The 25,651-nt window shown below is 39.8% G+C and carries 17 protein-coding genes and 1 pseudogene; 10 read left to right on the top strand and 8 right to left on the bottom strand.

The features are described 5' to 3' along the window. Nucleotides 1-89 precede the first annotated feature (89 nt). The gene (locus VUI23_RS04795) at nucleotides 90-308 is read left to right on the top strand and encodes a hypothetical protein (protein WP_342807108.1); all 219 of its coding nucleotides are present in this window, start codon (nucleotides 90-92) and stop codon (nucleotides 306-308) included. Between the two features lie 187 nt (nucleotides 309-495). Here VUI23_RS04795 and VUI23_RS04790 read toward each other — a convergent pair whose 3' ends face one another. Next, nucleotides 496-1,407 carry a GyrI-like domain-containing protein gene (locus tag VUI23_RS04790; protein ID WP_342807105.1) on the bottom strand — a complete coding sequence of 304 codons (912 nt, stop codon included), beginning with the start codon at nucleotides 1,405-1,407 and terminating at the stop codon, nucleotides 496-498. A gap of 368 nt (nucleotides 1,408-1,775) precedes the next feature. Here VUI23_RS04790 and VUI23_RS04785 point away from each other — a divergent pair, with 368 nt between their 5' ends. Continuing rightward, a complete protein-coding gene (locus VUI23_RS04785) occupies nucleotides 1,776-2,204 on the top strand; it encodes a DUF1330 domain-containing protein (protein WP_342807103.1) in 429 nt (142 codons plus the stop codon). 660 nt (nucleotides 2,205-2,864) lie between these two features. Further along, entirely contained in the window at nucleotides 2,865-3,503 is a 639-nt protein-coding gene (locus VUI23_RS04780) for a hypothetical protein (protein ID WP_342807101.1), read from the top strand. 339 nt (nucleotides 3,504-3,842) lie between these two features. Here the strand turns inward: VUI23_RS04780 and VUI23_RS04775 are convergent, their stop codons facing one another. The 3 genes and pseudogenes from VUI23_RS04775 to VUI23_RS04765 all read right to left on the bottom strand — a co-directional run bounded on the left by VUI23_RS04775 (nucleotide 3,843) and on the right by VUI23_RS04765 (nucleotide 6,851). After that, complete coding sequence (locus VUI23_RS04775) at nucleotides 3,843-4,157, bottom strand: DUF1840 domain-containing protein (protein WP_342807099.1); 315 nt, start codon at nucleotides 4,155-4,157, stop codon at nucleotides 3,843-3,845. Between the two features lie 614 nt (nucleotides 4,158-4,771). Further along, a pseudogene (locus tag VUI23_RS04770) lies at nucleotides 4,772-5,206 on the bottom strand (transposase); the annotation flags it as partial. Nucleotides 5,207-5,348: 142 nt separating this feature from the next. Beyond that, entirely contained in the window at nucleotides 5,349-6,851 is a 1,503-nt protein-coding gene (locus VUI23_RS04765) for a M20/M25/M40 family metallo-hydrolase (protein WP_342807097.1), read from the bottom strand. A 596-nt stretch (nucleotides 6,852-7,447) separates the two neighbouring features. Between VUI23_RS04765 and VUI23_RS04760 the strand changes: the two genes are divergently transcribed. The 4 genes from VUI23_RS04760 (at nucleotide 7,448) to VUI23_RS04745 (ending at nucleotide 15,764) form a co-directional block, all read left to right on the top strand. Further along, nucleotides 7,448-9,133, top strand: a complete 1,686-nt coding sequence (locus VUI23_RS04760; RefSeq protein ID WP_216049848.1) for an alpha-glucosidase — start codon at nucleotides 7,448-7,450, stop codon at nucleotides 9,131-9,133. Between the two features lie 589 nt (nucleotides 9,134-9,722). Further along, on the top strand, nucleotides 9,723-12,653 hold the full coding sequence (locus VUI23_RS04755; protein WP_342807095.1) for a TonB-dependent receptor: 2,931 nt from the start codon (nucleotides 9,723-9,725) through the stop codon (nucleotides 12,651-12,653). A 127-nt stretch (nucleotides 12,654-12,780) separates the two neighbouring features. Continuing rightward, complete coding sequence (locus VUI23_RS04750; protein WP_216049846.1) at nucleotides 12,781-14,271, top strand: tryptophan halogenase family protein; 1,491 nt, start codon at nucleotides 12,781-12,783, stop codon at nucleotides 14,269-14,271. A 2-nt stretch (nucleotides 14,272-14,273) separates the two neighbouring features. Further along, nucleotides 14,274-15,764, top strand: a complete 1,491-nt coding sequence (locus VUI23_RS04745) for a tryptophan halogenase family protein (RefSeq protein ID WP_342807093.1) — start codon at nucleotides 14,274-14,276, stop codon at nucleotides 15,762-15,764. 70 nt (nucleotides 15,765-15,834) lie between these two features. On the opposite strand, the gene VUI23_RS04740 is transcribed toward VUI23_RS04745, so the two are convergent. From VUI23_RS04740 to VUI23_RS04730, 3 genes are all read right to left on the bottom strand, one after another. Further along, nucleotides 15,835-17,223 (bottom strand): MFS transporter, encoded by a 1,389-nt coding sequence (locus VUI23_RS04740; RefSeq protein WP_342807091.1) that lies wholly within the window; start codon nucleotides 17,221-17,223, stop codon nucleotides 15,835-15,837. Nucleotides 17,224-17,423: 200 nt separating this feature from the next. Further along, on the bottom strand, nucleotides 17,424-18,656 hold the full coding sequence (locus VUI23_RS04735) for an MFS transporter (protein ID WP_342807089.1): 1,233 nt from the start codon (nucleotides 18,654-18,656) through the stop codon (nucleotides 17,424-17,426). A 12-nt stretch (nucleotides 18,657-18,668) separates the two neighbouring features. After that, on the bottom strand, nucleotides 18,669-19,685 hold the full coding sequence (locus VUI23_RS04730) for a LacI family DNA-binding transcriptional regulator (protein ID WP_342807087.1): 1,017 nt from the start codon (nucleotides 19,683-19,685) through the stop codon (nucleotides 18,669-18,671). A 146-nt stretch (nucleotides 19,686-19,831) separates the two neighbouring features. Between VUI23_RS04730 and VUI23_RS04725 the strand changes: the two genes are divergently transcribed. From VUI23_RS04725 to VUI23_RS04715, 3 genes are all read left to right on the top strand, one after another. Then, nucleotides 19,832-21,298 (top strand): glycoside hydrolase family 32 protein, encoded by a 1,467-nt coding sequence (locus VUI23_RS04725; protein ID WP_342807085.1) that lies wholly within the window; start codon nucleotides 19,832-19,834, stop codon nucleotides 21,296-21,298. A 379-nt stretch (nucleotides 21,299-21,677) separates the two neighbouring features. Beyond that, nucleotides 21,678-22,628, top strand: coding sequence for a transposase (locus VUI23_RS04720; protein ID WP_342807083.1), 951 nt, complete (start codon nucleotides 21,678-21,680; stop codon nucleotides 22,626-22,628). Nucleotides 22,629-23,046: 418 nt separating this feature from the next. Continuing rightward, entirely contained in the window at nucleotides 23,047-24,231 is a 1,185-nt protein-coding gene (locus VUI23_RS04715; RefSeq protein ID WP_342807081.1) for a histidinol-phosphate transaminase, read from the top strand. 244 nt (nucleotides 24,232-24,475) lie between these two features. Here VUI23_RS04715 and VUI23_RS04710 read toward each other — a convergent pair whose 3' ends face one another. Next, nucleotides 24,476-25,651, bottom strand: coding sequence for a histidinol-phosphate transaminase (locus VUI23_RS04710; RefSeq protein WP_216046816.1), 1,176 nt, complete (start codon nucleotides 25,649-25,651; stop codon nucleotides 24,476-24,478).

Here is a 25,651-nt window from a genome sequence, read left to right as displayed (position 1 = left end):
GCTTAGCATTGCAAATTTGCTAAGCCTCACTCTTGCTAATTAAACAGTGAACATGCACTATTCAAAAAATTCTTCAATTTCGTCTAAACATGCAAAATCAAATAATTTATAAATTTCCCAGCGGTCAAGTAGCCAACCGCTTTTTAAATGACGTGAATTCCGAACAACGGCCGAATATCAAAGCAAAACTTTATCGCGGCTCGTTGAAGGTACAAGTTACATATCAGTACTCAGACTCAGGGTTCGACAGCACGAGCGCAGAACTAGATGATCTAGCTAGCAAGTACGAAGGTGAAGAAGTAAGTTAGTGGACAAAGTTATAGACCCTTAAACTTGAGCTGACAGTCATCTATGTGCCAATTGTAGTCAAAGCGGTGGCTCGAACAAACTGACTATGATGGAATGCCACCAAAGCGGTCCTAGAAAAACGAAACCAAAACGGCTGTCCACCCCAAAAATCAACCCTATGTGCTGCTTGTAGATTTAAAATTGAGGTTAGGTTAAAACTTTCAGCTTAACCATAATTTCAGACTCTAGAAAACCATCAACTCTGACGTCATTTAAATAACGTTCTAACATGGGTAAATTATCTGGTTCGAAACCACTATCAGGCAACCAACAGCTAAACAAATAGAGCTGTGCTTGGGTGATATCTTCTGGAGACCCTTTAACATAAATCACAGCATATTTCCCTTCAGGTAAATATCCTACCCGAAAGGGTTCAGTAACAAGTACCCTATCATCAATTTCTATTGATGCTTCATATTGACACTTGTGAGCAGCCGTCAATGAAGGATTGTCATAACACCAAGCTAACCTATATTGTGACTTCTCAGGTATTCCTCGAAGCTTAGCCCAATGACTTAATATATCCCATGTTTCAAATAACGACTCTGGCTGATAGCCACCTTTTGATACTAATTTGCTTAATCGTTTTCGTTTTATTGTTTTAACTTCCACATTCATTTGATTATTGTTTTGAGACGTTCTGTCTGTTGATGCGGGATACAACTCATTAGGATTAAATTTCTTTCCGTATTTACTAAAAATATCACCGAGATTGGGTAGCTCTTCAGGCTTTGGAGAACGAATTTCGGTAGGACTATAACCAAAATATTTTTTAACTGACTTAGCAAAATTCGAGCTAGAAGAAAAGCCACAATCCAATGCAATATTTGTAATACTAAGCTCTCTTCTAAATACCAATAAATTAACCGCTTTTTCCAGCCTTTTTCTGCCCACATAATTGTTCAACGTTTCATTCATAACGCCGCTAAAAATACGATGAAAATGAAAAGGTGAAAAATGACAATGATTTGAAACTAATTCCAAACTAAGAGGTTGGGCTAGATTTGATTCAATATAGGCAAGTGCCGTCAAAATTCTTTGTTTATATATGGGATTCATTTCAACCTCCTATTGTCACTGAAATAGCAAGGCTATTAGTTAGTCTTTCTACTTTAAATGAACAGCATAGATCGGCAGATATAAGTAGAACGGTCGTGGAACCAGTTTGTGTGCTATTTGACGGTTGCAATCCAAACTTAGTACATAAACAAAGTATAAACGCGAGATAAATAAAATTCCTTAATACCCGTTGATTCGTTTTCATGATAAATGGCCTCTATTAGTTCAATTCAATTAAGTTTATCAACGAATGCATTAGTGGGATTTTCCAATATTGCTATTCTTAAGACTTTCTAGCAAGAATGGAAAAGCACAAGAGAAAGGTGCACGTATAATTCATGGAAAATAACATTTAGAGATGAATTATCATGCAAGCGAGTTACTTAAATCCAACCGACGAATCAGCAAAACAACTATTTTCAAAATCAATAAGAGGCGAAGTTATTATGCTTAACTTGCTTCGTTTTAAAGAAATTGCAAACTATAGTCAATTTTCTGAAATAGCACCTAAAACACCTATAACAGGAAAAGAGGCTTATCAAATTTATATTAATCAAACGTTACCATTCTTAGAGAAAAGTGGCGGTGAAATTATGCTACTTGGTAAAAGTGAACATTTTTTTATTGGCCCAATGGAAGAAAAGTGGGACTTAGTGATGATAATAAAACAAAAGTCATTAGATAGTTTTCTATCGTTTGCGTCTGACCCACAATATCAAGTTGTACTAGGGCATAGAGAAGCCGCAATTGTTGATTCAAGGTTATTACCTATTGAAGCGATAAGTTCTCTTTTATAAAGTATATTCACAAATAATTATTTCAATATAGTTTATGGATACATACCGCCAATTAACTTCATATAACGTGACAAATCGATCCGCATAAGGAAGCTTAATTAAAGTGTTTCAATGCTAATACCATCGGCGGCTTTGTCAGTAATATCGCCGTAGAAGTCGTCTGTCACTTAAATGCCATGAGCGGACTTTTCGGCCTCAATATTATTGGTATTACTGAAGAAAGCGGACGTTTCAAAATCATCATCGTAGGGCAATAATGGGCTTGAAGCGCTATATCGAGATGGTACCGGTAACCGAATTAAACACACATTTTCTTCTCACCCATCGTTTTTATTGGCAAACTAGCCGCACTAGTTCCTCCACCTAGACTTAACCTTACGCGTTTCGGCTCACCTCGATAAATTATAGAAGATAAAGACGCCGCAAGCTTTATGAAATGAACAAACGCAAGTGATAATTCAACTTACTTTGTTAGTTGATTGTTTTGCTTTTACTATGTCGATATTTTTTACATTTACGCAATTGCCAATAAATGAAACATTATAAGACACTGATATTAAAGCTGATATTAATTGGTATAAATCCTGCCTAGTACAGTTATGATCTAGTTAGATCTAATGAGCCAAAACCCTTATTAGTAGTAAACAAGGTATATAATATATGAACGCTTCAATTAACAAAATATGTAAAAGTGCAGGAAAATTAATAGGTCTAATTTCAATATTAGTCATTAGTAATGTTGCCAACGCAACGCTAATCAATTTTGATGATGTAACAGCTAGTTGGACGGCTTACGCTAACTCATCAATGTATACATCAGGCAACGTTACATTTTCTCATTCAGGTAGTTTTGCCGCTTTAAACTCTAGCACAAACGATGACCGACTATCAGGCAATACGACTACAGCTTTGTATTCATTTAATAATTCTACAATTACAATGTCATCAACTGAGACTTTTAATTTAGTTGGTTTCGACGGCGGCGAAACTTGGGATAACCTTCCTCATGCTTGGTCGAATTCTATTCAAGTAATAGGCTACTTTGCCGCGGGCGGATCGATTACTCAAGTGTTCGATTTAGATACAATAAAAGACGAGATTAATGGTTTGCAAACGTTTACTGCGAGCGGATTTACAGGTCTTTCTTTATTAGAATTTTCAGGTGTTTGTCTAACTGTTTGCAACCCCGAATTTTCGTTAGATAACGTTTCTATTTCTAGCGTAGCAGTTTCAGAACCGGCTACTATTGGCTTGTTGGGAATAATGCTGTTAACTATGTTAAGAATAAGATCGCGTTAATTTAGTTAAGAGATTCGAACTTCCTTTTTCTTTAAAAAGAATTTTTGTTAAAAGTTGCATATGTAAAACCCCGAAAGTTTTCGAAGCTTTTGGGGTATTTTTTTGCCACTAAAACCTCTGCCATTTGTTTCATAAGCGTCCGACGATACTACCTATGAATGGCTGCTCCCAAGAATGAAAACTCAAAATCCAATATGACCGGTTATCGCCTCAAAGCCGACAGTCTGGACTTTGTAAAGAGTTTCGAGGTGGAGCGAGACGAAAGATGCTTAACTCCGCTCCCTTACTGGTAAAAATCCAATTTGCTTTATCTTTTTACTTTAACATAGCGCTGCGGGACTAATTATTGTTCGTCCACTGCACATTACTTTCATCTTTTATTGCAGCCTTCAGTAAATCGATTAAGGGTAAAGCACGGTGAGAAAGGCTAACAAAAGACGTTTTCTCGATATCGTCAGTAGGTTCTTCTGATTCTGGTTGTTGCTCTGCTACCCCCAGCGCAGCTTCCAAATTCGCCAGTGCTGAGGGGACATCTTTTGCAAGTATTGCACTGGGAACAGTACCGCTGTGCCCCATCATTTTCAGTAATTGCACTGCTATATCTCCGAACATGGTAATGTTGGCACTAGGCTGACTGGAAAAAGTTACTAGCATGATGATTTAACTCTCTAGGGCTGCTCAATGAATGTAAGATGAGTGTACACCTATACGACACCCTTTACTTCAACTACCTAGTTCCCCTTTTACTGACTGCGACAGCTAACTAACCTTAAATGCACCGACCGCGACATCTTTTATTAACAGTTTTTCAGATCCTAGATACTTGTGGAGGCAGTCTTATGATTGCAAATCCCTAAAATCCACGGTTTACATTTCAAACTTAAGACTATTCGCAACCGACTAAATTTAGATTTCCATTAACGAGGGAAAAGTAAGATGGACAGGCATCTTTTAATTAGTGGAAATTGAGGCCTTTAATTTCTGTCGGAAGTTGATGAAAGTTTTTTAATGTGCTCATAGTTTAGATAAGTACCAATACAATCATCGGTTTCTGGAAAATGAGCGTTATTAATGTGAATTTAGTACAGAGGGAGGCATGTCTCTTGTGCAAAGATACAATTGAAATGAATAGGTTTAATGGGTAAATGTTAACCTAAAGAACTCTTTAACCGACGTTTTCGCTTGTAGCGTTTTAAAGTGTCTATTTGACCTGCTACCACGCTAAAATTAGTTTCAAACGTTAGAAACATATCTTACCAGGTGTGTTCATCCAATCCTAAGCGCTGCAATATGGGTGACTCATCCACTTCAATGGTAGCTTTTTTGTTAGGCGCTATGCAGCGACCAGATAGGTCAACCAATTCAACATAATCTATTAAGTCAAAGGCTAATCCGAACGGTTGAAGTTGCTTTGGATTGCCAACAAAAGGCATTAACGTAGAGGGCTGATACCCTTTATTGAAATCGTGAATACGGCGTTTAATACTGGTGTGATTACTCATCACCGCATAGGCACAGACTTCAATTACAAAAACCGTGGTTAAAAATAGTAACCTGTCCTCTACCCACTGGCGACGATGCTTTTAGCTTTTCCCCGTCAGTTTATCTTCTCCACATAAAAAGGCCCGCCGAACATAGCGAGATACGCAATGATAATAAGGGGGATCGAAAAGGTTGATTTGTCGCTTCCTTGCCAGTGGCATCATTCATTCCTTGAATTAAGCATACTAAAACATAGTTTATTTGGTTTTCCTAGTAGTCTAGTTTGTGGCTGTCCATGCAAATCTATTCATTCTGCGCTAACGTGGGTGAAGTCGCGACGCTAGTATTAAGAAACTGAGATATTTATTCACTCAATTGATTTACAAATGCATGAAGCAAGTTCACGTATATACGTTGGCCTTTCTTGAAACTATCAATACGCATATATTCATTGTCAGCATGAAAATTTTCGTCACTTCTTTGGAAACCTATGGAAACTAAATTCGGGCCACCGCCGTCGGGAACAGATGACAGGGCGGGCACGGTACCACCAATATAGACTATAATCGGAGGGGTGCCGAAAAAGTCTGTTAATACTTGTTTGCCTATTCTAAAGCCTAAATCACTTTCATCGAAAACAGGTGCAGTACCCATCACACTTTCTTTGAAACCCACTTGCAACCCCCATGGAAGACTATCTTTGACGTGCTTTTTAAGCATTTCCAATACTTCTTTAGGATCATGATCAGGCCCTGTCCTTGCCAACATTCTAAACCAAGCAGTGTGAGGTATAATAGAGGCCTTGCCTTGAATATAACCAGCTTTAAACCCTGTAATGTCTACTGAGGTACGTATCCAAGGTCGCTCATAAAAGGTGTATTCTTTCTCTCCAATCCATTGGTCGATGCCGAATTTTTTTAGATCCTCAGTTTCCTGATTAGGGTCTACAACAGCAGCGATTTCCTGTCGTTCTTTTTCGGAATATTGCTTTAAGCCATTATAAAATCCTTTAATAGCTATTGATCCATCATCATTCCAAAGAGAAGCAATCACTTTAGAAGCTGCCAATGCAGCGTTCGGTGCAACACCTCCATAAATGCCCGAGTGTAAATCGGTATTGGCCGATGTAATTGTGACTTCAAGGTCTGCTGCTCCACGTAGTCCTTTCCACATCATTCCCTGATTGTCACCTTTCATCATTGCATCTACATTAATTCCATAATCAATGTCATTTAGCCATTCTTGATTTGAAGCTAGCCATATTGGCAAATGTGGACTGCCGATTTCTTCACCGCCATCCAATAGCAGCTTGATGTTGACAGGAAGCTTACCATCCACCGTTATCAATCCTTCGATGGCACTAATTAAAGCAATGATAGGCCCTTTGTCATCGGTGGCCCCTCTCCCATAAAGCCTTTCATCTCTTATCTCTGCACTAAATGGATCGCTTTTCCAACGTTCTTTAGCGACAGGTTGCACATCAAAATGCCCATAAAAAAGAATGGTGGGTTGATTTTCGTTTCGTGTATAAGAGGCAGTAACTATTGGCAATTCATTGGTAAAATGCACTTCTGTGTTTTCCATACCAATCGAGTGGAGCCTGTCTTTAAGCAAGTTTGCAGCTTTTTGGAGTTCAGGCTTGTTTTCTGGCTTCATCGACATGGTAGGGATGGCAATCAGTTCAACTAACTCATTGATATGTCTTTTATGATTTTCTATGAAAAACCTATCATATTCCTTTAGTTGCTTTTGAGTCGCCTTATTTAGGACCAATGCCTTATTCCGATCTTGGCTTTGAGCAATAGAATTATGATGGTAGCTAAAGAAAATTAGCAGTGTGAAATAGTAGATTATATTCTTTTTCATTATTAATTCTCTTCATTCCAACTGTTTGTGTATCGTTAGTCGCGGAAATTTCTAAATCATTTTCTACTAATTAAATAACTAGGCATCCAGCCTATCAGGTTTGTTAAATGCATGAAACTGAATGTCTCCAATGACTATAATTCGCTCAAAGCTGCCTACCAGGTGAGGTTCTAACCTATTCATCGAAACTTTAAGATCAGATATGAACGACTACAGTTAAGCCATTTAATCAGCTAAGCGCGTAAATCTGCAACCAACGAATATCAAATGCTTTTGCTTTTTACTTTTTGTTTTCTCAGCAGCTATTTTCAGAGCCTCTAAATTCAGACAATAAACCTAAATACCGCACTTAATCGATTAACTAATAATTAATCAAATTTTATTTTAAATCTTATAAATTTAACTTAATTAACATTTTTTTAGCATTAAGTGACTATTCTGGCTATTCTTAGTTAACTTAATCGTGTTAGTTTATTGGCGTTTTTCAGACTTTAATACTGAGAGTCGAAGAAGTTAATACTGGCAGTAATAAACAGCTATAAGATGAAATAGGTAGGTTTAGCGACTTATATTTGCTGAAATTTGGAGATAAACAAATGACTACGTCAAAAAACTCTTTGTCAAAGAAATGGTGGAAGGAACAAATTATTTATCAAATTTACCCTCGCAGTTTCTTTGATAGCGATGGTGATGGTATCGGTGATTTAAACGGCATTATTGAAAAACTTGATTATATCAAGAGTCTCGGCGTGACCGCTGTGTGGGTTAATCCATTTTACGCTTCTCCAAATGATGACAATGGCTATGACATAAGTGACTACCGTAAAATTATGGACGAATTTGGAGACATGAATGATTTCGATGAGATGATAAAAGGTTTTCACCAACGCGGTATCAAATTCATCATGGATCTTGTGGTAAATCATTCGAGTGATGAGCATGAGTGGTTCAAGCAGTCTCGTAGTTCTCGCTACAATTTATACCGTGATTATTATCACTGGTGGCCGGCAGAAAAAGGCAAACCGAACCATAGGTTCAGCTATTTTGACGAAAAAGGCGACGCTTGGAAGTACGATGAGCAAACGGACTCGTATTACCTACATTATTTTTCAGCTAAACAGCCAGATTTAAACTGGGAAAACCCTGAACTACGCCGAGAGATATACGACATCATGCATTTTTGGGCGAAAAAAGGAGTTGATGGCTTTCGACTCGATGCATTCCAATTTATCTCTAAAGACACCACTTTCCCGGCTTTTCCTGAGGGCTATCAAGATGACGTGGTGGATGTAATAAAACACCATGGCATGGGACCCACCTTGCACAATCACATTCGTGAAATGAACCAAGAAGTGCTAAGTAAATATGAAGTATTTGCCGTAAGTGAGGGAGCAGGCAGTAGTTTTGAAGATGCCCATTCACTCGTTGACGAAGATCGCAATGAATTGCATATGGTCTATCATTTTGAAGGCGTCGAAATAGGGAATGGATTGGATGATCCTCACACTTTAGCCGATTTCAAAGAAGTCCACTCTAAGTGGGAAGAAGCATTCAAAGACAAGGGTTGGATTTCGATATTCTTAGCGAATCACGATGTCCCGCGCATGGTATCGAGATTCGGCAATGATAGTGATGAATTTAGAGCCGTATCGAGCAAAATGCTTAACACTTTCATACTGACTATGCGAGGCACCCCCTATTGCTATTTTGGTGATGAATTAGGGATGAAAAATATTTATTTTGAGGATATCAACGAGTATCAAGATATTGCCGCCATAAATGGCTATAAAAAAGCCTTGAGTGAAGGCAAAGACATGCAGAAATTCATGCAAAACCTTCGGTTTTACTCGCGGGATAATAGCCGCACGCCAATGCAATGGGATAACACTGAAAATGCTGGCTTCACCTCAGGCTCACCTTGGATATCGGTAAACAGTGACTATAAAGAGGTCAATGTTGCAAGCCAAGAGAACCGTGCTGATTCAGTATTAAATCACTTTCGAACGCTAACCAAACTTAGAACCGAGAATGACATTTTAGTATACGGCGTTTACCAACAAGTAGAGCCGGATCATCCGCATATTTATGCTTATACCAGAAGCCTTGATAACCAAACTTGGTTAGTAATACTCAGTTTTGTTGAAACTGATGCAAACTTGAAATTACCAAACAATATGCAAACTTTTGAAATTCAAGCTAACAACTATTCACAATTGAGTATCGATGATGGCTGGCTAAAATTAAAACCTTATCAGGCAGTGGTTTTATCTCAAAAAGAGTAATCTGAATTTACATAGTACTATTTAGGCTAGATGACAAACTAATGATAAAACCAAAATGGATTAATAATTAGTTTGTCGCTAAGCAAGCTTTAAAGTCGTTACAAAAACAAAATTGTAACCTTTGATATTAATTCCATGTTAATGCTTTTTGATAAGCCCTCAATTCAAGCCTTAATTAGCATCAAAAAAGCTCAAAAACTTAAATCATTTAGTGAAAAAATTTGCTCTCTTAGTATTCTGTAAACAAAAGTCATTTTTGCTACTTCAACATCTACATTTAAAATTTTTATTGTGTTAGCGCACTCAAAATTGCTTTAACTCGGTTTAACGAATCTTCGAAAAATATGATAACAAACTGAATTAAAAGAAAATTTTAAAATCACCATAGAGCTTAATCTAAATAATATTAAGCTTATATATTAGTTACAAAGAGGTTATGCAAAAGAGTCGTTGTGATAAAAAATAACACCAACCACAGAAATAACCTTAATCGTTTAAGAAAAATATTGATCTTATTTACATTTGATAGTATTTTTAACATTGCAGTAACAATATTGACTATAAAAAACGCACTGAGCGGGGCACACACATGAAAACGAGCACATATTTTAAACCAGCGTTATTATCAGCTGCTATCTCTGCAGCTTTGATATCAGGCCAACCACTAGCACAAGAAGCCAATGCCGTAGCAGAAGATGTAGAAGTCATCTCGGTCAGCGGGATACGCGGCTCCCTAATTCGAGCGCAAGCTGTCAAAATGGACAACTCCTCGATCGTAGAAGCTATTTCAGCAGAAGATATTGGTAAATTACCAGATTCATCAATTGCCGAATCGTTAGCTCGCTTACCAGGAATGTCTGGTGAACGTGTGGGTGGCCGAACTTCTGGTATTTCAATACGTGGATTTAAAGAAGATTTTACTGGTACATCGTTAAACGGTAGAGAGTTGATCGGGATTGGCGATAACCGCGGTGTTGAATACGATTTATATCCATCAGAGATTATGACAGGCGCTACCGTTTATAAAACCACTGATGCATCGTTGATGGTTCAAGGTATAGGCGGAACTGTAGACTTACAAACGGTACGACCTTTACAAGCTCAAGAAACATTGACAGTTACTGGCGTATACGAAATAAGTGGCCGTGAATCTGACAACCCTGAATACGACAACAAAGGTCACCGTTATTCGTTATCTTTCGTAGAGAAGTTTGCTGACGATACTATTGGTTTGGCTGTCGCCTTAGCCACAACTGAATCGCCTAACAACCAACGTAAATTTGGTGTGTGGGGCTATAATCCAGCTAACGAAGATGGTCAGATTTTACCATCAGGCCTAGATACAAATGTGCAAAGTACAGTATTAGAAAGAGATACCATTTCAGCGGTATTGCAATTCCAGCCTAATGATGACCTTGATATCGTTATTGATGCATTGGATATCAGTTTCTCTGATTCGGGTATTATTCGTGGTTTCGTTGAACCTTTTGAAGCCGCAAATGTGACGGGTTCAGGTTTCAACACTACAGGTACGCAAGTTAACGCCAACTCTGTTTTGATTAATAATCCTAAGCAAAAAGACGGCGATTTGAACGTGTATGGTTTGAACATTGAATATCACGTTAATGACAATTGGTCGGTTGAATTGGATGTGGCTCGAAGCAAATCAACTAAACGTGATTTACAAGGTGAGTCTTACTCAGGTTTAGCACGTAACGGTGCACTTGACGCCTCTGACCCTTCTTTGTTTGGTACTCGTGAATTCGTGATGAGTCAAAATGGTATCGACTTTACAAGTACTTCTGGGCTCGACGCATTCTCTGATCCAAACGCTTTGCAATTAACTGGACCTCAAGCATGGGGTGGCGGTTTAGCTAACTTAGCTGACAACTTTGATGATCATTCTGAATTGCAAGCAAATGGCCAACCATTTAGTTATGTTCAAGCTCAAGATGGTTTCTTAAATTATGCAGACTTCAAAGAAGAATTAACCACAGTGCGCTTTGAAGTGGTGGGTAATTTGGATGGTGACATCTTCCATACCCTCACAGCAGGTATTAACTACAGTGATCGTTATAAGGATAAAGACAACAAAGGTTTCTTCGCTACTGCGTCTGCCTACCCTTTATCTGATTCGATTCCTTCTAAATATTTGTACGACGGGTTAGCTGATTTAACTTGGGCTGGTCTTGGTATGGTTGTGGCTTATGACGGTTTTGCCCCTTATCAAGATGGCGAATACACCTTAAATGACGCGGGTCTACTTGAACCTGACCGTTTAGGTGATACCTATGTGGTTGAAGAAGAAGTCACTACACTATACGCTAAAGTAGACTTTGCCACTGAACTAGGCAACTTCCCAGTTATGGGTAACGTGGGTGTTCAATATGTGCAAACAGACCAAACTTCATCTGGTTTTAACGGCATTGTAGGCTCCAACTTTGCAGTCTGTGATGACAACAATGATCAGCAAATTGACGATAGCTGTCGTGTTTCTGGTGGTGCTGACTACAGCCATGTTCTTCCAAGTGTCAATATCAGCATGGAAGTGGGCGACAATCAATTTGTTCGATTTGCAGCCAATAAAGCCATTAGTCGCGCTCGTATAGACCAAATGAAAGCCTCTAGTTTTGTGAAATTTGATCAAAACATCACGCTGATTGCAATCCCAAATACAGTTGAGGCAGTTAACCAGTACGGTTCTCCTTGGTCTAAATTTGCGGGTAACCCTGAACTACGCCCCTTAGAATCAAATAATTTTGACGTTTCTTACGAGTATTATTTTGAAGATGAAGGTTATTTATCTGCGGTTTTATTCTATAAAGACTTAGTCAATTTAACCCAAGAAAGTAGTGGTGATAGCTCACTTATTAACTTCAGAAATGATGAAACAAATAATGGCGCGGATTACTACATTCCAGGCTTCCATGATCGTCTAGCGTTATTTACTGGGCCCCATGAACCAGCGGGTGTGGTTTATAACGAAGGCGACTTAATCACGCCTCCAGACTACGGCACATACTCCTTCTTTGAAGATGGCTTAAAAGGTGACGTACAAGGTTTAGAGCTTACTGCAAACGTACCATTTGGCATGTTTAGTGATACCTTAGACGGCTTTGGTGTGGCTGCTTCAGCTATTTTCATTGATGCAGAGTTAGATGATGGATCACCTCTTGTTGGTCAATCAGACTCGACTTACTCGTTGACAGCATACTATGCAATGGGTGGTTTTGAAGTGCGCGTAGCCGGAACTGACCGTGGTGAATATTATACATACCAACGTGGTGGCTCAAACAAAATTGATACTGTTCAACGTAACGGTGTGACTTTGGTGGATGCTCAAATTAGCTATGACTTTTCTGAATCTGAGCATGACTATTTGCAAGGTCTACGGGTTTCTTTACAAGGCACAAACTTAACTGATGTAGACGATGAAATAGTTGATGCGAATGGTATTGTTACCACACGCCGTCAATTTGGACCATCGTATATGCTGAACGTTAACTATTCTTTCTACTAAACAGTTATACGCTAATATTAACTGATGAAAAGCCTCATAGTTGAAAGACTGTTGAGGCTTTTTTACGTTTATACTGGAAGACATTATTGTAACCTGTCGCTTATTATAAAAATTAAGGAGCATGTAGATGCAAAAGCCGGTCAGAAAAGTAGTTATAGCTGGCGGAGGCACCGCGGGTTGGATGACGGCGGCCTTACTTAAAAAAGTATTGCAAGAACAGGTCGAGATTGAGTTAGTTGAATCAGAAGATATCGGTATTGTTGGCGTTGGTGAAGCAACTATTCCTCCTATTCAACTATTCAATCAATACCTTGGTGTAGATGAAAAGCAGTTTCTTCGCGAAACCAAGGCATCAATTAAGCTTGCGATTAAATTCGAAAACTGGCGAGTGCCCGGTGAAAGCTATTACCATACTTTCGGTGCCCCAGGTGCAAACATTGGATTTTGTAGTTTTCAGCATTTTTGGTTGCACGCTAAACAAGCCGGTGCAACAGCATCATTGTGGGATTACGATCTTAATTACTTAAGTTGTGAACGGGGCTTATTTAACAAAATTAATACGCAAAATCCTGTTTACGAAATGCAATATGCCTATCATTTCGATTCAGGTTTGTACGGCAAGTTTTTGCGTAAATTAGCAGAAAATTTAGGGGTAAAACGCACTGAAGGACTAATTGAACATATAGTTCAAGATAAAAATAGCGGCTTTATTACCCAGTTGCACCTCAAAGATGGCAATAAAATCAGTGGTGATTTATTTATAGATTGCACGGGGATGCGAAAACTTCTGATTGGTAAAACCTTGGGCGTAAACTTTCAAAGCTGGGAAAGTTTACTGCCTGCCGATACTGCTATCGCGATCCCAACCGAACGATTTGCAACAACATTGCCGTACACCCGCAGTATTGCCCATAAGAAGGGCTGGCAATGGCGCATTCCCCTCACCCATCGAAATGGTAATGGTATCGTCTACAGTTCTAAGTACATGTCGGACGACGAAGCCCATGACACCTTGATGAGCAACCTAGATAGCAAGCCCTTGGATGAGCCAAGAAAAATCAGTTTTGAAACGGGTCGCACTGAACAACAATGGCATAAAAACGTGATTGCTATTGGCTTATCCAGTGGTTTTTTAGAACCACTGGAGTCAACGAGTATCCATTTGATTCAAGCAGCCATAGTGCGTCTACTAAAAATGTTTCCAAATAACGGAATTTCAGAGGCAATGACACATATGTATAACGCTGAGTCAAAACGGGAATTCGAAACCATCGCTGACTTTATTATTCTTCATTATCATGTGAATGAGCGAGATGACTCTGATTTTTGGAAGGACATGCGTAACATGGCGATACCTGAAAGGTTGCAAGAAAAGATTGCAGCTTTCCGTTCATCAGCAGCCATTTTTAATGACAACAACGATATTTTTAGAGATGCGTCATGGTTACAAGTGATGTTAGGGCAAGGAATACACCCACAAGACTATCATCCAGTTGCCAAAAAGTATGGAGATCATGCACTGTTAGATGTGATGCAAAAAGTGTTAGCAGAAAAGCAAAAGCCATTATCTAGTCTGCTTCCCCATGATCAATTTATTGCTCAGTTCATAGGTCAGTAAACATGCAGCCTAGTAAAAAAATTGCGATTGTTGGCGGCGGCACTGCAGGTTGGTTAGCGGCAAACCTGATGGCTAAACAGTGGCAACAAAAAAATATAGAAATCAGCGTTATCGAGGCCCCTGATATTGCCACTATTGGTGTGGGGGAAGGTTCGACTCCGACCTTAAAACGTTTTTTTGAAATCATGGATATACCTGAGTCACAGTGGATGCCTGCATGTCATGCGACTTATAAGGTCAATATCAGGTTCGAGCACTGGAGTCCAGAATCGAATATTGAATCCTATAGCCACCCCTTTATCTCGCAACTAGATACATTTAGTGAGCGTCCGTTTTATGCCAACTGTTTTGGTCGACGAATGGGCCAGGATGTGACTACATCGGCCGATAAGTTTCTGTTCAATGGTTGGTTGGCAAAACATAATTTAAGCCCAGTTACGCCGGAAAACTTTCCATTTAAAATTGAATACGGTTATCACTTTGACTCGGCGTGCTTGGGGCGATTTTTACAACAACATGCAATGAATTTGGGAGTCCGACACCAAGCATTAAAAGTACAGAACGTAGAACTGCACCCCGATGGCAGCATTGCTCGACTTCACACCGATAAAGGTCAGGTAATTGAAGCTGATTTTTTTGTGGACTGTAGTGGTTTTAGCTCTTTACTGCTGCAAGGTGCTCTAGGGGTCAAGTTCAAGGACTTTAGCAACAACTTATTTAATGACTCTGCGCTAGTAATAGGCACTAAACCACTTGCGCAAGTGCCTGTTGAAACCGTATCCACAGCTCTTTCCAACGGCTGGGCTTGGCGTATCCCCTTGCGCAATAGGACGGGTAATGGCTATGTTTATAGCGCCCAACATATAACAAAGAATGATGCCGAAACAGAGCTACGACAACACCTCGGTTTATTAGACACCGACATTGAATGCCGGCATTTAAAAATGCGTGTAGGTCAGGTAACTAAACACTGGAGTAAAAACTGTATCGCCATCGGACTGGCTCAAGGATTTATTGAACCGCTAGAAGCTACTGCGTTGCATTTAACACAAATATCAACTGAGATGTTTATTGATTGTTTTGAAAAAGGCCATTTTTCTAACCAGTTTCAAAATGACTACAATAATGAAATGAACGAACGTTTTGAACGAATAAGAGATTATATTGTTGCCCATTACAAACTCAATACCCGCCAAGACAGCGAATATTGGAAAGCGAATCGCAACAATATGGCATTATCTGAGTCGCTATTACAGATACTCGATACTTGGTATAAGAAAAATGATTTGAGCAAAGAACTAGCTCGCCAAGGCATAAATCAACATTTTGGTGCGATCTCTTGGCATTGTTTATTGGCCGGATACGGCGTGTTTCCACAGCTTAATCAACGCGCAACAAATAAAGCTACAGCCCCTGTGATTGATTACTTTAAAGACAATCAAATACAACAATTATTTGCAGGCTGTATCCTAAACTTTAAACCTCAGATGTAATGATATATAAATAATAACCGAGCGTTTAGAAGCCCCTGAATGCTAATCAATTTAGGGGCTTTGTATCCGTTTACTCAGAATGATTTAAACTTCGGCGTTCAGTAAGTTCTTTCTCGATACGAGTTAAAAGCGGTCTATCTATCTTGTAGAACAACATCAATAACCCTCCTAGCGCAAACAACACCGCTGGCAGTAATGTTGCCATTACCCTAATTCCTTCCAATGCATAAGCAGACACAGTTTGATTGGCGACAAAACCGACATAAGCAAGAATAAATCCCGGCAGAGCGCCACCAACAGCCGAGCCAAATTTTAAGGCAAACATAGATGCTGACACAGTTAAACCTGACGTTCTTTTACCGGTTTGCCATTCTCCAAATTCAGCGCAATCAGTAAACATAGCAAACAACAAAGTAATCACCACACCAAACGAAGTTATCCCTAAAAAGTGCAGGAACACAGCAGTCCAGAACATATCAGGTGGAATGAAATAACTCATCACTAGGAAAACTGTGTGCAATAAACACATCACTAACACAATAGTATGTTTGTTGAATAATCGAGTTAACGTGGGTGTCCATAAAGAACCGACAATTTGTCCAAAAAGACCAATTGATGAAAACAATGCCACGCGGTCAAAGATAAGGAAAATGGCTTCTCCATCATCCCCCATGTAGTATTTTACGTAGAAAATAATAGATGAGAAACGAGCCACTAATGCCACAACAAGCAAAACACAAGAGATAGCTAAAACCACCCAAGATGTATTTTTAATCAACACTTTCATATCTTTTCTAGCAGATGAGTCGTGTCTAGGTAATTTTATTCTTTCTTTTGTTACCGCAAAGGTGAACCAAAAAAGCGCAATAGATAACACAGCAAAAACACTAATGGTTAAACGAAACCCAAGTACGTCATCACCACCACCTAATAAACTGACTAACGGTGTGGCAAAAGCTGCGATTAATAAACCGCCAAGACCAGCACAAATAAAGCGGTACATGGTAGCCTTGGTTCGCTCTTCTGCGACGGGCGAAATCACGGCAAGTAGAGCCGAATAAGGTACATTCATCGCAGTAAACGCGATCATCACCCCAATGTAAGTCACGTACGCATAAATCAACTTACCAGTATCGGAAAAGTTTGGACCGAAAAATATCGCAAAACCCAACAACCCATAAGGAATAGCTCCCCACAAGAGGTATGGTCGATATTTCCCCCAGCGAGACTCTGTTCTATCGGCGATAAGTCCCATGACAGGATCGCTAACAGCATCGGTAATTTTCGAAATCAATAACATCAAGCCAACGGCAGCAGGGGCAAGACCGTAAACATCTGTGTAGTAGTAAAGTAAATATAAACCGAAGAAACCCAAATAAAAGTTTGAAGCCATATCACCGACGCCATACCCTATTTTTTCTTTAAAGCTCAATGGCGCTCTGCTTGAATCAGTAGACATGAATTCTCCAAACCGGTTTCTAGTTAATGACATTAAGACAAACTGAATAACGATGCGCATTAACGGTTGCTTTACATTTATTTAACTTAAACGATTAAGTTAAATAAATCAACAATATTTTCGAATAGGGTTCAGCTGGAAAGGGAAATACTTGGTATACCTATTTACATAGTTATTAGTGGAAGGTAATTGCCTGCTCTTTACGCTGTGGATTGAATGGGCTTTTTATCAGACGTCAGCACAAACATAGAAACAATGACAAAAAAGGCCACAACCATTCCAATTAGTTTGTAGGCCGCGGCAAAGCCAATTTCATCGTACAAAATCCCAGTTACTATTGATAACCCACTCGCTGCAAATTGCGACATAAATTGAAAACCAACAATATAAATAGTCGCTGACAATCGTGCGTCAAAAGTCGCGGAAATATACTTAAAAATAGCAATAAGCATGATTGGCAGTTCCACGGCATGAAGTAGCTTCATAGCAGAAATAGAATAGGGATCATCGGCATACCCTGAGCCAATAATACGTATGGCCATTACTACGCCACTAAGCACTAAGCCATTTTTAGCGCCAATCTTATTCACTAAAAAAGGAGCTAAAAACATACCACCTGCTTCGAGGAACACTTGCAACGAATTTAAATAGCCGAACATTGCATTACCTTCAGCTTTCGTTGGAAATTGCGCTGCGAAATACACCGCAAACTGCTGATCGTAGACGCCATAAATACACGACACACCAATCACAAATGAGGTAAACGCCCAAAATTTTTTATCCCTAAATAAGCAAATAGCATCAATAAGTTTTAATGCACTTGCCTGCTCGCCATCGTTCATCTGCTTCGAGTTGTCTTCACTAACAGTGACAAAAAACAGACAAGTTAAAAATATAACCGCACACAAACTAGCCAGCACAAAATTTAACGTTACCGAAATATTAAATATTTTACCGGTGAAAAACGTAGCCATTGCCCAACCTACAGAGCCCCACATTCGAGCCTTCCCAAACTCAAAACCTGTGGTTCTTGCAACCCGTTCTATGTAGGTTTCGACGGCACCAACCCCCGCAAAGAATGCCACCGAGCAAAAGAAACCGCCGACAATTGCGCCCACATAAAGAGATGCCATTAACATCGGGGTATAAATATAAATAAAGAATGGTCCGCTAAGCAAAAGCATGGCCCCAACAAACCAAAGCAATTGTTTACGCAGGCCTAATTTGTCTTGAATGAATCCATAACAAGGCATAATAAAAAGTGCAGTAATCGCATTTATACTAAATACAATTCCTGTTTCTGCACCGTTTAATCCAATGGCTTGGTTTAACCAAATCGGATAAATTGAAAAGCAAAATGACCAAGTTAAAAAGAAACTTAAAATACATCCGCTTAACAACCAGTAATTACGTCTTGCTATGTGATCAGACATCTGTGGCCTATATTATGAAGTTGCGTAGCCATGAGAATCTCTAAGAACTAATTCTCCGCTTATTTCTATTATTTCAGGGGTTGTAACCTGCTGTTTATTAATGGCTAATTGAGCTGCTCTTTGCCCCATACTGAAATAAGGCAAGCTCACTGTAGTGAGTTTGGGCAACAAGTTTTCGGCAATTAATTTGTAGTTGTCGTAACCAACAATTGAAATGCTTTCTGGAATTTGAAAACCGAGCTTTCTGATCAGCATATAGACACGCATTGCCATTTTATCGTTACCACAACAAATAGCGGTGGGCGGCTCTTGGCGGGATAAAAGCGTTCGCAACACTTCAGGAAGATTAGAAAACTCGTCTTCGCTATCACGACATACGCCTACCTGTATCAAACCACGATCAACGTCTAGATTTGCAGCTTCATGAGCTTTACGGTAACCATCAAGCCGTAATTGTGTTGCAGGCATATCTTCAAAAAGGGTTAAGTAAGCTATTTTTCTGTGTTTTTTTGCGATAAGTTCATCGGTGATTTGATAAGCACCTAAGTAGTCGTTGGGTAAAATGGTAGGGTGACTCAAGTTGGCTTCAAAGCAGTTCACAAGTATAAGAGGGCATTTTTTGAAAGACTGTTTTATTTTAACTTGGCGACGATAAACCGTTGCAAATATAATTGCTTCTGCCCTTTGCCTTCTAAAATCATCCACCAAGCGGGAAAAACTTTCGTCGCTACCGCCGGATTCACCAATCATCAGCAACTTCCCTTGCTTTTCACATTCGCTTTGGATACCCGCAATAATGTCAAAAGAGTCTGGAGTAGTGGTGAGTTTTTCAGTAATTAAACACACTATTCCTTTGTCACGGCCTCGTAAAGATTGGGCTGCTGCAGAGGGGTAGAACTCCAGCTCTTGCATTGCAGATTCAACTTTTTCTTTGGTTTTTGAGCTCACGCCTGCAAAACCGCTTAATACCCGAGAAACGGTTTTAATTGACACATTTGCTTTTGCTGCAACATCTTTAATTGAAGACATAAAAACCTTGTTGAGTAGCCGATTACTAAAAGGCCAATTTGACACTATTCCAACATTAAGTTGACATTTATTTAAAACTTGCCATCATAATGACCATCGATAGACATTTTATCAAGTCTTTTTTATTAATTTTTCTAGAGGTGCATATGCAGCAGTTAGATAACCAAAACCGTCCTAGTACGAATCGTACTTGGACGCCTCATTATCACTTTTTTAAACAGGGTTTTTGGATCAACGATCCTAACGGATTATTTTATTTGGACGGTAAATACCATTTATTTTTCCAACTCAATCCTGATGACGTGGTTTGGGGGAATATGCACTGGGGCTACGCGACTTCAGAGGATTTGATTCATTGGCAACATCAACCCATTGCGCTTCATGCCGAGCCAGAAGGCTTAGGTTATATTTTTTCTGGTGGCGCTGTAGTGGATATAAATAATACCGCAGGTTTTGCCAGCTCGGATTATCCTGCGGTAATCGCGACATTTACACATCATTCAGAAAATGAAGTGCAAGTTCAAAGCATTGCATATTCAGTTGATGGCGGAAAAAGTTTCACTAAGTATGCGCATAATCCGGTTATTCCAAACCCTGGCTTAAAAGATTTTAGAGATCCAAAAGTTGTCTGGTACGCAGAAAAAAAATACTGGGTAAAAGCCGTGGTTGCGGGTCAATGTGTCTATTTTTATCAGTCCAACGATCTTAAAAGTTGGCACAAACTCTCCGAATTTGGACATAACCACGGAGCTCATGGTGGCGTATGGGAATGCCCGGATCTGTTTCCATTAATTTGTAGCGAAACTGGAATCGAGCGTTGGGTTTTATTAATTAGCATTAATCCTGGTGGCCCCAATGGTGGCTCAGCCACACAATATTTCATTGGCGACTTCGATGGTGTTGAATTTACCCCTCAAGACCCTCTACCTACAAATAGCCCAACCCATTGGTTAGACTATGGCACTGACTGTTATGCCGGTATTACTTGGGACAATACCCCAGAGATATTGAAAAGTCGGACTTACATCGCTTGGATGAGTAACTGGGATTATGCGCGAGACACGCCCGATAATACGTGGCGAGGCGCGATGACCTTGCCACGAAAAATCAGCTTAGTGAAAAACCAATCCGGTTACCAACTCGCGACCCCGCCCGCGATTGAATTCAATGCTGAAAATTCATTGAGTACAATCGAAGTGCTTAGGCAACAGCCGTTAAACATACCCGAAGCATACAAGCTATCCTTTACTCTTAGCTCACAGAGCCGTAAAACCGTTCTGCAATGGCAAAGTGCGAATAAAGAAACCTTTGTTTTGACACTCGATTTTGCAAACAAACGAATTTTGGCGGATAGAACTCACAGTGGCTTTGCTGAAAAAGGATTTGATTCAATCGTTGAAATGCCTATTGATGTTCTGCAGCACCAACTTGTTGAAATTGAAATTTACGCAGACACTTGTTCGTTCGAACTATTTTTCAATGGTGCTCGGCAATGTATTACTATGCTGACCTTCCCTACTGCACCGTTTAGCGAACTTTGTATTGCCCACGATAGTGAAGAAAATAAAATTGAAAAAGTTAAGTTAAGCACTTTTGCTATAAATACAGTTTGATTTAATTTGCAGCCTCAAGGGATTGAAGAGGTTGGCCGCGGGTAGAACACTCAAAAACAAAAGGTCGCAAGAAGCGACCTTTTACAACTGCAATTACGTAAAAAACATAAGCTTACTACTTCTCCATTTTAGACATGTCATCTAACGGTTTAGGCATTACATTTGAATAAATCTGTATATATTTGATGATGCTAGTACCGACTCGCGACAAAGCTTATTCCTCTTTTTAAGACAGCCATAAACTTATTCCTCTTTTTAAGACAGCCACAAACTAGACTAGCACTTTGACACTATAGCTAAAATTTAGACAGCCACAAACTAGACTAGCACTTTGACGCTATCAACTAAACTATAGGTATAAGGTTCATAAGGAAGAACAATGCCCTTAGCAAGGAAGCGTCAAATCTGTTTGACAGATACCCCCTACTACCACTGCGTTTCTCGCTGTGTACGCCGAGCATATTTGTGCGGGGAAGATAAATTCACAGGAAAAAGTTTCGAGCATCGCCGTCAATGGGTTGAAGATAGGTTACTGTTTTTGTCCACTGTCTTTGCTATTGAAGTCTGTGCCTTTGCGATTATGAGCAACCATTCCCATGTGGTATTGCATGTGAATGTAGAAAAAGCCAATGACTGGACTGATAAACAAGTGTGTTCAAGATGGCATAAACTCCACAAGGGAACATTGTTAACCCAAAAGTTCATGAGTACCGATTCGCCGCTGCTCACCGATGCGCAGCGGACCACTTTACACGCTACGTTATCCATCTATCGACAGCGCTTGACCGATATCAGTTGGTTTATGCGAGAGCTTAACGAGCCCATTGCGCGAAAAGCCAACCACGAAGACCAATGCACTGGCCATTTCTGGGAAGGACGCTTTAAATCTCAAGCTTTATTAGATGAGCACGCAGTAGCGGCGTGTATGGTTTATGTGGACTTAAATCCTATCCGTGCCAAGTTAGCCAGTACTCCTGAAACTTCAGAGCACACGAGTATTAAACGACGCATACGCGATTTCAAAAAAGGAAAACAGCCAACAACTTTAATGCCTTTTGTGGGCAATCCTACACAACCTCAACCACCTGGACTGACATTTAATCTCATCGACTATCTAAAATTAGTCGACCTGTCAGGACGTAGCCTGCATCCCAACAAAAGTGGCTCAATAGATATTGATGAATCCCCCATTTTACAACGACTTGGTTTGGATGAAAAATCCTGGCAATGTTTATTCTCAAGTTTTGAAACATCGTTTAGTATGGCCGCAGGTCAAATCAATACCCTCAACAAATATAAACGCCGACGTCGACAAGCAAGTATTAGTTAGGTTGTTAAATTTAAAACCGGCTTAAGTAAACCTAAATTCATGTTATGAGAACCCACGATAGTAATGGGTTATTTCAACTTTCCGCTGTATCTACTTTTTAACTTGAAACTTAATCTCCACTTATATTTAACGCGATTGAACCTCCGAATAGTTGTATAACTCACATTGCTTGATTAAAAATATAGCTACAACTGTTTCTGAAACTAACATATGCCTGTCCAAGTTGTTTTTATGCCTGTCCAAGTTGTTATTTTGTAAAGAAGGAAACATTAAATTTACTTAATTTACAGCAAAAAAACATACCATTAAAAAGATAAAAAACCTCATCAATTTCATCGACTTAACCAACATTAACCATTGCAAAAAAGAACAGTAGGATTTAATCTAAAATCCCAGTAACTTTTAGACAGAGTGGCAAATGAAACAAGGTATAACAAACAATAATATAATTGATTCTTCACGCCGCAAATGGCTAAAATCCGTTGGATTAGGTACGGGAGCGGTAGCACTTTCTGCGTGTGTAGATTCAAGCGTAAAAGAACTAAATGCAGCAGGCATGAAAACGGATCACTTTCCATCCGCAACGCCTAATGTGAGAGATGGCCTAATTAGATTATCCTCAAATGAAAACGCATTTGGACCTTCAGCTAAAGCAGTGGAAGCCATGCAATCTGAGTTGTTCAATCTAGGCAGATACGCTGATGCGACAGTCGACGTCCTGAAAAAGAAGATTGCAGCCCAAGAGGGTGTATCCGAAGAACAGATCGTTGTTACCAATGGCTCATCCCCTATCCTATTTGGATACGCAGACTGGATCACCAAAAACGGGAACAAGTTAGTTACTTCCATGGCGACATATGAAGGTGTGCCTCGTGGCGCAGAGTTTATGGGCGCAGAGGTTACTTACGTGCCGTTAGACTCTGATATGAATTTCGATTTAGACGCAATTGAAGCAGCAGTCACTGATGACACCACAGCGGTTTATATCTGTAACCCAAATAACCCAACTGGGTGTGTCGTAGATTCTGTTAAGCTTACCGAATTCGCAAAACGTGTGTCACAAAAGGCTCAGGTTTTCATCGATGAAGCCTACATTGAAATGTCAGATGCATATCCAGCAAACGTTCAATCAAAGTTAGCAGCAGACGGATACAACGTGGTTATTTGTCGCACATTCTCAAAAATACATGCGATGGCCGGTCAACGTTTAGGTTACGCCATCATGCCTGCGGAACAAGCTAAAGTAATTGGCCGCATGTTAAGAATGGGCGGCGTGAACTATCTCGGACTTGTTGCCGGTATGGCGAGTATGGATGACCACACAAATTTAAATACCATGCGAAAACGTGTTCAAACAGAACGCGCTAAGCTAACAGCTGCCGCACAAGAACTAGGACGTCCATATGCTAAAAATCCCCAAGGGAATTTCATCTATATGGATACAGGTATGCCCCATGATCAGTTTTCAGAAAAAATGAAGGCTGCCGGTATAAAAGTGGTTGGTAGAACATGGCCTGGTTATGACACTTGGTCTCGTATCAGTATCGGAACACCTGCAGAGACAGATGCTTGTGTTGACGCCTTGAAACTAGTTTTAGCATAATCAAAGTTTGAACACAGACACTCAACACCGTAAAACATTAAGAGTCTTAACTCATATTAATTCGGTGACGTTTCAAGCTCTAGCCCAACGAGTTTTCAGTCGGCTAGAGCAATGCTCATCTAACGCTAGCTATAATGTTTAGCCGCATTAACACATTAAAAAACCCCATTATTGGTGTTATCCAAATAATGGGGTTACTTTAAACCCGCAACTTTTTGATTAACTGAAAACAGTTTATCTGAGATTAAGATTTCATCATTTTATACATTTCATCTAATGCTTTAGGCATAGCATCAGCATACATTTGTACGTCTTTGATAATGCCAGTGCTGACTCGCGACCAAGGCTTATAGGTACGGTATTGACCTCGAATTAACACGTTCTGTTTTTCCATCGCTTTGCGAAATGCATTCGCATCGCCATTTTCACCCAAGTTAACAAATACGAAGTTTGTACTTGAGGGTAAAGCTGTTAGACCATTGGCTTTTACCGCTGACTGGATAATACCTTTAGCTTCCATCACTTTATCTCTGGAAAATGTTTTGAAGCCTTCATCATGATAACTGGCAATGGCTGCGGCTAAACCAGCCTGATTGATAGAGTAGCCACCCAATCCATATCTATTGATAAATTCAATGTTCTCTTCTGAGCCTAACATGTAACCAACGCGCATACCTGCAAGTCCGTAAATTTTAGAAAAAGTACGGGCGACAATAATATTGTGGCCTTGGTTAATAAGTGGAATCATCGAATGTTTAGGACCATCTTCAATGAGTTCATTATAGGCTTCATCAACTAACACCAAGGTTTTCTTAGATGCTTTAATACAAAACTCTTTGAGTTTCATAGGATCAAGAATTCGCCCAGTGGGGTTATTGGGATTACATACATGTACCATAGCGACGTTATCATCGATAGCATCGTAAAGGGCATCTAGGTCAATCTCCAAGTCAGCTGTATTTGCAACGCGACGAATATCAGGACCACCTTGGCTGATTGGCGCTTTAGAGGTTGTGTCCCAAAATAAATCTGGCCCCAAAATAACCCCTTTTGTGGTTGCTGCCAAAGCGGCGAAGGCCAGAATCAAGGATGACCCAGCAGTAATCGAAATATTACCTGGTTTCAAATTGTAATTTTCGGCAATCATGTCACGTAAATACATGCCGGCATTGTAGGCGTAATATGCCCCCCCTTGACTACTCGCTTGAGAAATAGCTTTCAGAGCTTCAGGGCTAGGGCCATAGGGATTTTCGTTAGCATTCAACTTGGCAATACCAGCGGCAGGTCCGTAACTCACTTTTGGTGCAGGACTTGTGGCAGCAGATGCCAAACCAGCAGGCACAATTAAACCAGAAGCTCCGGCGGCAGAAGCAGCAATACTGCCTCCTAAAAATAAGCGTCTAGATGGATTATAAGTCAT

This window comes from Alteromonas sp. M12, assembly GCF_037478005.1.
Taxonomy (GTDB): Bacteria; Pseudomonadota; Gammaproteobacteria; order Enterobacterales; family Alteromonadaceae; genus Aliiglaciecola; species Aliiglaciecola lipolytica_A.
This window is presented reverse-complemented; position numbering and strand designations above follow the sequence as displayed.

Bases quoted from the DNA above. Each gene is read 5' to 3' on its own strand.
- VUI23_RS04725 (WP_342807085.1), top strand. From the start codon at position 19,832: ATGCAGCAGTTAGATAACCAAAACCGTCCTAGTACGAATCGTACTTGG.
- VUI23_RS04730 (WP_342807087.1), bottom strand. From the start codon at position 19,685: ATGTCTTCAATTAAAGATGTTGCAGCAAAAGCAAATGTGTCAATTAAA.
- VUI23_RS04720 (WP_342807083.1), top strand. From the start codon at position 21,678: ATGCCCTTAGCAAGGAAGCGTCAAATCTGTTTGACAGATACCCCCTAC.
- VUI23_RS04790 (WP_342807105.1), bottom strand. From the start codon at position 1,407: ATGAATCCCATATATAAACAAAGAATTTTGACGGCACTTGCCTATATT.
- VUI23_RS04740 (WP_342807091.1), bottom strand. From the start codon at position 17,223: ATGTCTACTGATTCAAGCAGAGCGCCATTGAGCTTTAAAGAAAAAATA.
- VUI23_RS04755 (WP_342807095.1), top strand. From the start codon at position 9,723: ATGAAAACGAGCACATATTTTAAACCAGCGTTATTATCAGCTGCTATC.
- VUI23_RS04780 (WP_342807101.1), top strand. From the start codon at position 2,865: ATGAACGCTTCAATTAACAAAATATGTAAAAGTGCAGGAAAATTAATA.
- VUI23_RS04785 (WP_342807103.1), top strand. From the start codon at position 1,776: ATGCAAGCGAGTTACTTAAATCCAACCGACGAATCAGCAAAACAACTA.
- VUI23_RS04735 (WP_342807089.1), bottom strand. From the start codon at position 18,656: ATGTCTGATCACATAGCAAGACGTAATTACTGGTTGTTAAGCGGATGT.
- VUI23_RS04760 (WP_216049848.1), top strand. From the start codon at position 7,448: ATGACTACGTCAAAAAACTCTTTGTCAAAGAAATGGTGGAAGGAACAA.
- VUI23_RS04795 (WP_342807108.1), top strand. From the start codon at position 90: ATGCAAAATCAAATAATTTATAAATTTCCCAGCGGTCAAGTAGCCAAC.
- VUI23_RS04775 (WP_342807099.1), bottom strand. From the start codon at position 4,157: ATGCTAGTAACTTTTTCCAGTCAGCCTAGTGCCAACATTACCATGTTC.
- VUI23_RS04745 (WP_342807093.1), top strand. From the start codon at position 14,274: ATGCAGCCTAGTAAAAAAATTGCGATTGTTGGCGGCGGCACTGCAGGT.
- VUI23_RS04750 (WP_216049846.1), top strand. From the start codon at position 12,781: ATGCAAAAGCCGGTCAGAAAAGTAGTTATAGCTGGCGGAGGCACCGCG.
- VUI23_RS04715 (WP_342807081.1), top strand. From the start codon at position 23,047: ATGAAACAAGGTATAACAAACAATAATATAATTGATTCTTCACGCCGC.
- VUI23_RS04710 (WP_216046816.1), bottom strand. From the start codon at position 25,651: ATGACTTATAATCCATCTAGACGCTTATTTTTAGGAGGCAGTATTGCT.
- VUI23_RS04765 (WP_342807097.1), bottom strand. From the start codon at position 6,851: ATGAAAAAGAATATAATCTACTATTTCACACTGCTAATTTTCTTTAGC.